Below are 12,340 nucleotides of genomic sequence, written 5' to 3'. Positions count from 1 at the left end.
TAATATAGAGGCTTTGATATTAAGCACATAAGGAAATCACAGCATATTGTTGTAGAGATTCTATATACAAAGATTTTTAAATAAAGATCCCACAACCATTTGAAAATGGGACATCTTAAATTTAAAAAGAGCATCCACTCTTGAATTTAATAATAATAAAATGAGTAGATTGGTAGATTATTCTGTGCATTGACTTATTATTGCTCTGTAGCAAAAGCTATTTCAACAACGTTGTCAGGATTAAACATCTCTTTAAAATGTTTAAAACTTTCAAGTCTACACGGATCGCTTCGATTCCGTGAAAGCAAGTCTAGTCCATACACTGCTATATCTTCGACAATGCGTTCATGTCTGTAATAAGATAAAATTGTTTTATCAACGGTAGTTCGACCATATCCTTCATAAAAATATGAAATTTCCTGAGATGCATTCCATACATTACCCACGCCACCACCAATAAACATTAAATCACGTTCCTTAGGAGCTAGAATAGGTTCATCCCAATCAATAATATAAATTGCCTCCTCATTAACCACCAATACATTACCCGCATGGATATCAGAATGGCACAATACGTATTCATCTATATCGCGTTGAATTTTTTTAGAAAGTGCTTCTGAGGAATCCACTAATTGATTAATTGCGTCAATATATAGATTAAAAAAAGATTTGAAGTCAGCAGTAATCGTATCATCTGAACTATCCAAGCTCATTTTAGTATAAAAGGATTTGACGATATCGCGCCATTGGGATGAATACATTTCTTTTCTTAAATGTTGTTTAATAGATGGGGGCAAAGGGGTTTCATGGATTTGTTTTAAAACTTTCCCCAGCTGATACCACTGTTTTTTGGTTAACTTTTGATCAAATCCATTCGGTGCTTGTATAAATGGATACACAATTATTTTAACATGCTCTATTTGTTGAAATAGTTTTGCTTCGAGTGTTGGCAGAGGCCCTATAATTTCTTGTATTCCTGAATCCTGCAAGAGACGGATGATCGACAGATTAATTTCATCGTAATGCCCGTATTTCAGCTTCACAAAATAAGAATTGGTTTCTGAATCCGCTTTATATCCAAAGGAATTCATATCCGCCCCACCCTGGATAAGTTGTGCCGAATGAATGAAAATTCCAAAATGAACATTTAAAAGCTCAATGATTTGTTGCTCTTGAAATTGTTGCTTGAACATAGTCTATTTATTCATAGGGTTATTCAAGGTACTGTCTCTATAAATCAAGAATAACTCGAGTATCTACAAAGTCTTGCGGTTCTTTTATGTTATTCCAATAAAGGGTAATTTTTCAATTATCTTTCAATAATTGTTTTTTTAAAGTTATCCAATCTATATCCTCTGTTAATTTGATATCAATTGATCAATCTGTTTAATAATTGTGCTATAATTTCATTCAAGTTGAAGAGAAGCAGTTTCATGCAGGCTGGTTATAATGAAAATTTTAGAAATTTATCGCACTAATGAATGGTTAACTGATAATACCAGACGGCAAAAATTCAGAGAAATGACAAAGAACGATTTTATTGACAGCACAAAAAAAGTGCTGAAAGCAGTTCCTATACTTACTATAGCAGGGGCGGGATTTAGTAAAGGTTTACAGGAACATTCTATTGGCTTAACGCACCTTAGCTTGCATATTTTAAAAGAGGTTCATAACGGAATAGGTTATAGTGGCAAATATAATGAATGCGAATTTTATGAACCAATTGACCTAACTACACAAAGGTTTCAGAGAGATGCCGCTTCTGATTTAGCATCACCTTTTGTTAAATTATGGCTGGTAACAGACGACGAGGAAGTTAAAGGGCCAGAAATAACCCGGGGTGTTTTGTTCCATAGCCATACCGAAGCAATAAAATTTCAAGAAATGTATCCGAGTTTAGAAGCGTATACTCAATCCTCTTTTTATAAGGCACCCAATCAAATAGTTTGCCTAATTACTGAAAACACACTACCAGTTTTTGATGAGGAGCTAGACAATTTTCTTGCGAATCAAGGAAAATCTTACGGTATTTTAGCAGGCAGACCTGAAGTTACTGCAAGGAATTTTAGATTTATACGTTTATATGAAGGACAGCCTGAAAATTTAGTGATAGGTTCTGATGGAAGTAATTTAATAGAAATTGATTTTCCAGAAGCTGTAAGTAAAAAAGACTATAATAAATTCTTTCCAAGAACTGCTGAGCAAAGCCGGGTAGAAGACGTTACGCAACTGGTTAATTCTAATTTAAAAATGATTGAAGAAGAGGTCGCTGAGCTTGAGCTGTCTAATGACGAAGAGGAATCTCATCAAAGAAGGGATGAACGGGAAAAAGTAGATGAGCTTAAAAGTACAGAATATTATGAATTTTTAGCTGAAGAATCTGAGGGCACTGATTTAACTCAAAATGAAGAATCAGAGCATAAATCAGAGAAAAAACCCCAAAAAAGGAATGACTCTGATGCTGAAAAAGAAGATATTTCCGACGAAATGAATAGGGAACCTACTGCATCAAAAACTTCCAGTGATCTACCCGAGGAGGAAAAAGTTCCACTAACAAAAAGCTCGAGTCCCTTAGCACGCTCCATGAAAAAAGGGGTCTTTAAGACTTTAGAAAAAGAGGCGGTGGATTCTGATCAGAGGGCTGAATCAGTAGTACAACCTAAGGATACTCCGTAAAATAAAAATAGTGCGAATTGAGTGAAATTCGATCTTTGACCATAATTTATGGTAGAATTGCGGCCTCATTTTGGAGGTTATGCATGCAAGAAAGTTACCTAAAAACTATTGAGCTACCTCGCATTATCCAACTTGCACTACGCGGTAATGCTGAAGCCATTCGAAAGCATCTAGGAGAGCATCCTGAAGACTTATATAGCACCGAACCTAACAATCAAGCAACACCTTTTCATTTAGCAGCTTATTGCGGACACATAGAAGCTTTAAAATGTTTGCTGCAATTTGGGAACTCAAATGATTTATTGAAAGAGGACAAAGAGAAGAATTCTGTCTTAGATGTAGCCCTTGATAGCCGAAGACCGTCTGCCGCTGTTTTCCAATACCTTTTATTTGAAGCTAAAGTTCCTTTTGGTAACAAGACTCTTTTGTTACTAAAGAAGAAATATGATCTTTTTGTTATCAAAATAAAAGAAGCTAACTCAATTGATGAAGCCAATGAACGTATTAAACAATTGGATTCTTTATTAGAACATGCAGGTCATCCTGAATGGGAATTAAGACGTCGAACAGATTTTGCCAAACCACGATTATCAAGTTTAGCGGAACTAACTGCCACACTCGTTAAATCAATGCACTTAGACGAAGCTGCCATCAGCAAACTTCCTAATAAAATCAAGCAACAAATTACTTATACACCCCAAAGTTTGAAATATTTAACTGCATTTGCAGTAAAAAACAAAGTTCCTGGCGGTAGTGAGTTACCAACTGACCAAGTGAATGAAGAATGCTTGGATGCAATAAAAGCAGCCATCAAACTTTAAATCAATTTTGCCTGAATCATAGACTTCATCTGTGCTTGAACCCTCATGCTGGCAGACCTCAAATCCTTATTTCATTGGGCTGGGCTGGGGTAAAAATATACAGCATGTCTATAATTTTATATATTAGATATAACAATTTTGAAACTATGAACGAACTGCCTGTGGGACAAGAGTGGTTTATCGAAAGAGCGCAAAGTTTAGGGTACAAAGGAAATCCCAACGGCATGTGCTTTGGACTTTGCCAAATGGCAACTCAAGCAGTTCTATTAGGTGAGTACAATCTATTTAAAGAACGACTTAAACAAATGGCTGCGATTCTCACAGAAAACTTTCCACAAGAAATGGAAAAAGTAAAAGAGGAGAGAAGGGCTCTATTTCAAAATGCAAAAAATCAAGTTAAAGATGAACTTGAGGAGAGAAATACAGGTAGTGATTTCAATCCCATAGATGAACATGCAATTAATAATCTAGCTAATGAAAAATTCACGAAATTAATGCATGCATTACCTCTGGAAGATCGAGCTCGATTAACTATTGATATGTTTTTAGATGGGGTTGAATTATATATGCAACCCCACGCTCACTCCATATTGTTTCAAGGTCAAATGAAACACCAAATTTCTGATGCTGCGGCTTCTTTGTTACTTCCTCCTGAAATAGAGGAGGGGGTGCCTTCTGTTCCTGTTTTTAGTGGGTCTTATGATACCTGGGATCTATATACTTATCTGGGGCTACTGCAACAAAAATTGAAAGATTGCAAAAATCCTGTTTCTTTACGCTTAGTATCAGAAAATCATGCCATTTGTTTAATATATGACCCTGAAAAGGATGAAGAATATTGTTGGCTCCTATTTAATCCAAATAAGATGAATAATATGGACCAGCCAGGTGGAGAAGAAACTGGGGATGACATTGAGCGTGGATTTTGTGGCGAGCTTGAGATTAAATCAACTATTGAATTTGCTACTTGGATTAGCTTTGCTTCATATGAAGATAAAGAGAAGTTTCATGCCAAGACACTTTCACGAGAGGATAGTGAAAATTGGATGAGGATGCATAACCCTAAGGATCTCAATAGCAATTGGCTTAAGATTGCTCTATATAACGGAGATGTTGATGCAGTAAAGAAGTTTTTAGATATTGGCTTTGACATTGCTGAAATTCATAACTATGGTCTGGATTATTTAGAAACAGCCATAGCTTATGGTCATTCTGATATTGTGAAATTATTTCTAGAAAAAATGGCAAAGACTGACTTGAATCCTGGATCTCTTACTAAGGCGATAGGATGCGGAAATCTGGAGATTGTAAAAATATTATTAGAAGCAGGTGTGGATCCTGAGCAGACTGATAAAAGTATCGGTAAATCTCCTTTGGAATTTGCAAAAGAAATTAATTCAGCGCAAAGTCAAAACGCAGTTTTTCAAGATATTTATGAAACACTACAAACAAAAGCTGGATATGTTTTGCAAAAAAGTGATACTTTCAAAAAGCAGTTAGTATCCATAAAAGAGGCAGAGGTAATGAAGGAATCTCCGAGTATGGGGGGCAAACAAAATTAATGTGTATTCCTAGATACTTCCCTAAAGAAACACCTTAGTTTGTAGTCAATTCGTTAATCTCAATTTTTGGATACAAATCATTCATTTAGTTTAACTCAAGGGATTACATCACTAAAAAAGCCGTTGTGGTGATCAATAAAATGATAGGAAAACACTATGCTGCTAGAAATCGAAACTGAACGCACCAAATTACGCCTTATAGATGAAAAAGATTTACATCTAGTGGCTGAATTAAATTTAGACCCAGAAGTTAGAAAGTATTTTCCTGAGGGAGTGCAATCGAAGGAGCAAACCAAGCTAAGAATTCAACAGTTTATAGGCTTTCATAAAGAATATGGGCTTCCTTGTTTTGTTATATTTAATAAAGAATCTAATGAATTTATCGGACGCTGTGGTTTTGGTCCCATAGAGACTGGAGAAATTGAGGTTGGATATTTAATAGCAAAAAAATTTTGGGGCATGAATTATGCCACAGAGGTTTTAAAAGGCCTTCTTAATTGGAGTAAAAAAAATATCAAAACCGATTTTATTATTGCTTTTGCTCCCATAGATCACAAAGCCTCTCATCGTGTAATGGAAAAATGTGGAATGCATTACTATAAAGATGGAATTGGGCATGGTATAGAATGTAAATTTTATCGCATTAAAAACAGTAAATAATACCGTTGTGGGCGAATTGAATTAAGCCCTTATTGCCATTAGGTCTGATTAATAGATTAAAGGGACTATTGGATTAAAGAGATTATTTTAAAAATAGGCGAGGAAGAGAGTAAATTAGAGAAATTTATAAATGGGTATTTCATGTGCTAATTTTATCCAAATTAACAAATAATTTGTGATTTATTACAGAAATTAATATAATTTCATTGTTCCTGCTCTGCTTTAGCATCAGGCATTCGAGGCTACACAAAGGTCCGCCCATTGTAGCTGGCACAACAAAAATGGAGATGATAATCCTTGATGATGCCACGTTCAAGGCTTCTTCGGAAGCCTTTTGTCATTTATGATATACAAAAATATACTGAAATAAATCAAAGAGTTTAGATGACACCGACAAACCTTATTAATTTAATTCATTTTGAAAAAGTTAATTATTCACATCAAGAGATAATATTTCAATGGCTTGCGGAGCCGCATATGCAAGAATTTTGGGATAATAGCCAAGAACATAAGGATGATATTATCAACTTTATGGATGGGCGTGTTAACCCATCCAACTATTTCAATGGAATTTTTACCTATTGGATTGGCCTGGTCGACAATAATCCTTTTTGCTTTATCCTAACTGCCATCGTTAATAACGACGATGGTCTTCCACCAATATGGCAAGATAATATTTCAATATCAGGGGCAACATACAGTATTGATTTTGGGATTGGTAACCCAACTTATTTGGGTAAAAAATTAGCAGCGCCAACATTAAAATTGTTTACAGAATTTTTTCAAAAAGAAATAGATCCTTCTGCAGATACATTTTTCATTGACCCAGCTGAACATAATCCACGAGCAAAGCATGTTTATGAAAAAGCTGGCTTTAAAATGGTTGGTGATTTCGAAATGGATATTGGTGTTTTTAAAGGAGAGCAAACGCATTTAATGGTAATGAAATTACCAGAGAGATCTAAATAATGCCTTACTTTATATCATGAATTTAAGGCTTTTTTATAACAAGGGAAAATAAATTCTATGGCATCTCATATTATTGGTATTAGTGGAAACATGGGTTCTGGAAAATCCACACTTACCATGGAGCTTGCGAAAGAGTTACATAGTACTTTTATTAATTGGGATGATTTTGATGAGATTTCCACAGGACCGGAGGATTATGTTGACTGGTATAAACGTGGAGAAAACTATGTCGAGTGGAATTATCAGAAATTGGCAGAAATTCTTGAATCTCTTAAAGTTAAACAATCCATAGCTCATCCAACATTACAAGTCACTCTTAATCCTACAAAATATATTATTTTTGATGCTCCTTTAGGACGATTTCATACGCAGACTGGAGTGTATATTGATACATGGGTTCACCTTGACGTTCCACTCGATGTTTCATTATGTAGATGGTTACTTAGAAATTACAAAGAAACGAATAGAACAAAAACTGAGCTTGTTTCTGAAATAGATTTTTATTTAAATCACTCAAGACCTCTATTTGATGATACGAAATTTAAAGCTGAAGCGGATATACTCGTAGATGGAATGCTTTCAACTAAACTACAGGTTAAGATCATTGAAAAATATTTAATGAATGAAAGCCTCTAACAACTGTTAAAAAATTGGAGTCATTTTTAAATCGCGCCATAGGCAGACTCAATTAAACGAGTATTCTCAGAATATTAATAATCATAGGGTGCATAGTATTTAATTGTGTCTTCAATTTCTTCTACATTTATGTTGTTCCAGGTGTTTCATTGAGGTTCCGAAATGTGTGCATGTTAAACATGCATTAGCATGAGGACATTGCTCCAGAGTTAGAGGTAAGCACAATCGATTAGGGAAGGCTTGAGTCAGGATGTTTTGCTTTAACCAACGTGCGCTTAGATGATCGTTAATACAGCTCCCGTTAGATGCGCGATATTAAAGCAGTTATCTAACGTTGACTACATTAACTCTTGAATTCAACTGACTAGTGCAACTTTTGTATATAAAAGAGGCAGAAAGAAGTGAGTAAACTTTCTGCTGATTTACCACAGGAGTTGTAAAATGGGTTACAAGCATTTGGACTATCTTAAGCGCTGTAAAATTCAAGCTTTTGTGCATGCAGGCTATACACAGCAACAAATAGCAGATGAAATAGGCGTGCATAAATCGACGATTAGTGGAGAGCTTAATCGCAATCTAACGTTTGTCCGAACGCGTTTAGGTTATTGGACCTATAAAGCAAACTATGCTCAAAAGTATGCTGATGACCGACAGCGCGATAAACCAAAGTATGTTAAGCCAATGATTAGGTTAAGGCATTTATTATCGAGAAGCTAAAACAGGAGTGGAGTCCTGAACAAATCAGCGGCTATGCTAAGCGAAAGGGATATTTCCTTTAAGTGGTGAATGGATTTATCAGTTTACTTTAGCAAACAAGAAACACGGCAGAAACCTGTTTAACCACCTAAGACACCAACAAAAGAAGTATCGTAAGCGCTATGGTAGCCCTAAACGTCAAGGGCCGATTAGAAACAGGCGCTTCATTGACGAAAGGCCAAAAATTGTGGATGAAAAGGCTCGAATTGGTGATTGGGAGATCGATACCATTATTTGCAAGAATCGTAAGCATGCCGTGGTTTCAATCGTTGAACGAAAGACTAAGTTTACTATCCTTAAAAAGGTTAACCAAAAGACTGCTGATAATGTGAGTAAAGCCACCATAGAGGCACTAAAATCATATTGTAATTTAGTGTTATCAATCACAGCCGATAACGGCTCCGAATTTGCTTATCATGAGAAAATAGCTGAGCAATTAAACTCAAATTTTTTCTTCGCTCATCCTTATTCATCTTGGGAACGTGGACTAAATGAAAATACCAATGGACTGGTGCGCCAATATTTAAAAAAAGGTGCAAGCTTTGAATCAATAACTGACGAATACTTAAAAATTATTATGAATAAACTTAATCACAGAACAAGACAAACATCAGGCTTTAAAACACCAACTATGTTATTTTTACCGCAAACAGATGACGAAGAAAGTATGGTTGCATTAGTGGGTTGAATCCTCCTAAGTCTTTAAAACCTTTAACAAATAATGGAATCTGACTTAAAACCCTTCCACTAAACCTTATTTTTCTGTATTTAAGAGAAGTGAGTAAAAGTGGAAATTGCTCTATTTAGAAAAATAGGGAAGAGTCATAGTCGGCCAAAAAACCTTAAAAACAGAAGAAACAAGTTAAAGAATTATTTAAATCAGAGTAGCAAATTCTAGCTATAAAGGATTGCTATTCTATTTGCAGTATTGTATATCATCCATTCATTTTTCATTCTGCTCAGTTTTTATTTAAATCAATTGAAGGGTTTTATTCATGCTCCCCCGTTACAAAAGAAAATATTTCTTATTTATATCGAAGAATTTATCAATGTGCTGTAGAAAACAATCAGGAAGAGCTACATAAATTATTATCACCACACTTGAAAGAGTCACTAACACCGAATGTTATTGCTGCGAAGAAGGCAATAAAATTGCTTGCTGAAGAGGGCAATGTTGTTGCTGTTAATTCGTTATTAGATCATATTGGAAATTTAGATTTTATGTCCTTTTCGATTGGTTTCGTTGACGCTGTTGAAGGGTATACCTATGGTAATCATGCCATTCATCTTGATACTCTTTTAGCTACTATTTTTGCAGAGAAAAAACTATCTGAACTTCAATTAATGAGAACCCTTTATTCACTAACTGTAGGGTTTTCACGACAAGGATATACCTATGAAGAATGTATTAGAAAATCTAAGACATTGTTGGAAAAAAATCAAACTATATTTTCAGAAGAATATATAAAGTTATCTTTTGGTAATCCTTTATTAAAATATAACGCTATAAAAGGTTTTATTCAAGGAGGGCATTTCCAAGATAAGGTAGATGAATTTACCACTGTAAATAATGATAATGTGTTGGCATTATTTACCATTGTAAGTGGTTATATTGAAATAGGTTGTTTATCTGAAGCCGACAATATCTTACAAAAGATGACTTCAATTGAGGCTTCGGGTATAGTTTTTAATCCTTTTCCTACAACAATGAAAGTCTATACAGGATTAGAATTCTATTACGCTCTTGCTGGTTACTTAGATGGCCCAAACCTTACCCGAACTCTCTGCTTAACCTCTAACAAAGAATTTCGCAAAAAACTTGCAGAATATGCTGCCACGTTTAATGAAGACTTGGATGTAACTCTATTGCTTGAAAAAGTGGAGAAAATAGTAGAAAAAATTAGTCAATTAATGCAAAAATATGATTTAAACTTTAACCAGGCTGAAACTTATTATTCAGTTATGTCTAAGATAAATTCTAATGATATTATCAAAGCTTTTGCGTGGGAACAGGCGGGTGATCAGTTAGTAGAACAAGGAATTCCAGCAGAAATACTTGAGCGTATTTTATCCTTTATCACTGGTTTTTCAGAGCTAGAAAACCGTAAGTTTTTTTTAATAGCAAAAGAAAAAATTGGTTTTTTTACAAAGAAACCTTTTGTACGAGAAACTGAAGATCAAGTGCAAATAAATTCGGCAGCCCCCTAATTTTAATTTATATTTCCATATAAGTAGTAGGTTTAATGAGACGCAAGTTCATATTCCTGGGTTTATTACTTATATGGATTGGGTTAAAAATTATTGTTCTTGTAAGAGCAATTTAGAAGGTTAAAATTTGGGAAAGGTCATAACGACCTCTCCTTGAATTCAACTGACTAGTGCAACTTTTGTATATAAAAGAGGCAGAAAGAAGTGAGTAAACTTTCTGCTGATTTACCACAGGAGTTGTAAAATGGGTTACAAGCATTTGGACTATCTTAAGCGCTGTAAAATTCAAGCTTTTGTGCATGCAGGCTATACACAGCAACAAATAGCAGATGAAATAGGCGTGCATAAATCGACGATTAGTGGAGAGCTTAATCGCAATCTAACGTTTGTCCGAACGCGTTTAGGTTATTGGACCTATAAAGCAAACTATGCTCAAAAGTATGCTGATGACCGACAGCGCGATAAACCAAAGTATGTTAAGCCAATGATTAGGTTAAGGCATTTATTATCGAGAAGCTAAAACAGGAGTGGAGTCCTGAACAAATCAGCGGCTATGCTAAGCGAAAGGGATTATTTCCTTTAAGTGGTGAATGGATTTATCAGTTTACTTTAGCAAACAAGAAACACGGCGGAAACCTGTTTAACCACCTAAGACACCAACAAAAGAAGTATCGTAAGCGCTATGGTAGCCCTAAACGTCAATTGAATCCGCCACTACGCTTACCATGTTAGGTCTGATTATTTTGATAATCAGACCTAATGGAGCGATATTGCTTTTAATTACCCTAACCCTTTCCTAAACCGTTTAAGGTTTAATAGTTGATTCTTCGTCTAGCTCTTGTTCGTGTTCTTCATCTCGTTCTTTTTTTAGTGTTTTATTGGTAACAGGATTTTGATAAATATTAAATTTTACCAAGGTTTCTGTGACGGAATTTTCCGAAGGGATAGACAAAACAGTACAAATGAATTCGGTAAGTGTTCTAATAAATCCAGCTACTGCGTTTCTCATTTCTTGAATATTATGAAACCGGTGATGATCTTCATTACGAATGTATGAAACATCTATGTTTTTAATTGTTTCAAACAAATGCTGTGGGTCTTTATGATGTTTTAATGCATCTTTCATTAAACTTGAAATCTCAAGACACGTATAACCACCATTTTCTATAAGTTTTTCTATAAAACAAGCAACTTCATGTTCATAGGAATCTTGATTAAGGGTTTTTTTCAACTCTTCAAGGCGTAGAATTTTGTCCAGAAGTTTTGCATCAGTACTGGTGTTAGTTGGATCCACCCACATTCCAGTGGTCTTGTTTGTAGCTAAGCATTTAACTGTGAGTAAATGCGTGGGTCCAGAACTATTGTTTTGGTTTTCATAGTACATAACATAATGATTGTTTTTATATAGTTCAAACATAGAATTCTATCCAAAATAAAGGGATGCGAAGTTTATCATGAATTTATAAAAATGTTTCTTTTGTGGACAAGATATGTGTATTGACTAGTTTTTTTACCTAAACGGATAGAAGTTAATGAAAATTGGCTAAAAGAGCTTGTACTGCTGCTTCACCCATTTTTTCTTGGGGACAAAAATCCATCGCAACTGCAAAACCTATCTCGTTCAATGGCTCGCTCCACAACTCCTCTTTATTCAATAAAGGTTTAATTTTTTTCATCAAAGAGTTTATAAATACATCATCCATAGAAAGAAATTGGTGTTTTTGAGGATTCGTGATTAACATCTTTTTTATAGTGACGTGAAGTGCATATTTTAATATGTATACAGCGTATTCCAGAGACTCATTTGTTTCATTCAAATAGATGACCTGTTCTTGATTGTAAAAATGGGTGAATTGGTAATTTTCAGGATAAAATTCATCTTCAATATGTGCTGTTTGTGGATTATTTTTAATTTCACATCGAAAAAGAAAATACTGTTCACGCTGAGCACGAAGCGTAGAAACTTTAAAACATCCCTGAACAATACTTGGATCCTGTCCCCATATCGCTACCAGAATTAATGTTTCAACATTTATATCGAAATGACTCATT

At 34.8% G+C, this 12,340-nt stretch carries 13 protein-coding genes; 10 read left to right on the top strand and 3 right to left on the bottom strand.

Going from position 1 to position 12,340, the window contains the following annotated elements; genetic code table 11:
- Positions 1 to 197 precede the first annotated feature (197 nt).
- Entirely contained in the window at positions 198 to 1,193 is a 996-nt protein-coding gene (locus HBNCFIEN_RS08425) for a phosphotransferase (RefSeq protein WP_182390672.1), read from the bottom strand.
- Between the two features lie 256 nt (positions 1,194 to 1,449).
- Between HBNCFIEN_RS08425 and HBNCFIEN_RS08420 the strand changes: the two genes are divergently transcribed.
- The 10 genes from HBNCFIEN_RS08420 to HBNCFIEN_RS08375 all read left to right on the top strand — a co-directional run bounded on the left by HBNCFIEN_RS08420 (position 1,450) and on the right by HBNCFIEN_RS08375 (position 10,808).
- Positions 1,450 to 2,676, top strand: a complete 1,227-nt coding sequence (locus HBNCFIEN_RS08420; protein WP_182390671.1) for a hypothetical protein — start codon at positions 1,450 to 1,452, stop codon at positions 2,674 to 2,676.
- Between the two features lie 83 nt (positions 2,677 to 2,759).
- On the top strand, positions 2,760 to 3,497 hold the full coding sequence (locus tag HBNCFIEN_RS08415; RefSeq protein ID WP_182390670.1) for an ankyrin repeat domain-containing protein: 738 nt from the start codon (positions 2,760 to 2,762) through the stop codon (positions 3,495 to 3,497).
- Positions 3,461 to 5,059, top strand: a complete 1,599-nt coding sequence (locus HBNCFIEN_RS08410) for an ankyrin repeat domain-containing protein (RefSeq protein WP_220470994.1) — start codon at positions 3,461 to 3,463, stop codon at positions 5,057 to 5,059. The genes HBNCFIEN_RS08415 and HBNCFIEN_RS08410 overlap by 37 nt, the downstream gene beginning before the upstream one ends.
- A 222-nt stretch (positions 5,060 to 5,281) precedes the next feature.
- Positions 5,282 to 5,719 carry a GNAT family N-acetyltransferase gene (locus HBNCFIEN_RS08405; protein WP_255464164.1) on the top strand — a complete coding sequence of 146 codons (438 nt, stop codon included), beginning with the start codon at positions 5,282 to 5,284 and terminating at the stop codon, positions 5,717 to 5,719.
- 477 nt (positions 5,720 to 6,196) lie between these two features.
- Entirely contained in the window at positions 6,197 to 6,688 is a 492-nt protein-coding gene (locus tag HBNCFIEN_RS08400) for a GNAT family N-acetyltransferase (protein ID WP_255464163.1), read from the top strand.
- 57 nt (positions 6,689 to 6,745) lie between these two features.
- Positions 6,746 to 7,324, top strand: a complete 579-nt coding sequence (locus HBNCFIEN_RS08395) for an AAA family ATPase (protein WP_182390666.1) — start codon at positions 6,746 to 6,748, stop codon at positions 7,322 to 7,324.
- 441 nt (positions 7,325 to 7,765) lie between these two features.
- A complete protein-coding gene (locus HBNCFIEN_RS08390; protein ID WP_182390664.1) occupies positions 7,766 to 8,041 on the top strand; it encodes a helix-turn-helix domain-containing protein in 276 nt (91 codons plus the stop codon).
- Positions 8,042 to 8,090: 49 nt separating this feature from the next.
- Positions 8,091 to 8,768: an IS30 family transposase gene (locus HBNCFIEN_RS08385; protein ID WP_182393652.1), complete on the top strand. Its 678-nt coding sequence runs from the start codon at positions 8,091 to 8,093 to the stop codon at positions 8,766 to 8,768.
- Between the two features lie 464 nt (positions 8,769 to 9,232).
- Positions 9,233 to 10,288 carry a hypothetical protein gene (locus tag HBNCFIEN_RS08380; RefSeq protein ID WP_182390665.1) on the top strand — a complete coding sequence of 352 codons (1,056 nt, stop codon included), beginning with the start codon at positions 9,233 to 9,235 and terminating at the stop codon, positions 10,286 to 10,288.
- A 244-nt stretch (positions 10,289 to 10,532) separates the two neighbouring features.
- Entirely contained in the window at positions 10,533 to 10,808 is a 276-nt protein-coding gene (locus tag HBNCFIEN_RS08375; protein ID WP_182390664.1) for a helix-turn-helix domain-containing protein, read from the top strand.
- A gap of 285 nt (positions 10,809 to 11,093) precedes the next feature.
- Here HBNCFIEN_RS08375 and HBNCFIEN_RS08370 read toward each other — a convergent pair whose 3' ends face one another.
- Together HBNCFIEN_RS08370 and HBNCFIEN_RS08365 are read right to left on the bottom strand one after the other, a co-directional pair.
- Positions 11,094 to 11,705: a hypothetical protein gene (locus HBNCFIEN_RS08370; RefSeq protein ID WP_182390663.1), complete on the bottom strand. Its 612-nt coding sequence runs from the start codon at positions 11,703 to 11,705 to the stop codon at positions 11,094 to 11,096.
- Between the two features lie 112 nt (positions 11,706 to 11,817).
- Entirely contained in the window at positions 11,818 to 12,339 is a 522-nt protein-coding gene (locus HBNCFIEN_RS08365; RefSeq protein WP_182390662.1) for a hypothetical protein, read from the bottom strand.
- Position 12,340 lies beyond the last annotated feature (1 nt).

The sequence above is a fragment of the Legionella sp. PC997 genome (assembly GCF_014109825.1).
In the GTDB taxonomy this organism is placed as follows: domain Bacteria; phylum Pseudomonadota; class Gammaproteobacteria; order Legionellales; family Legionellaceae; genus Legionella.
This window is presented reverse-complemented; position numbering and strand designations above follow the sequence as displayed.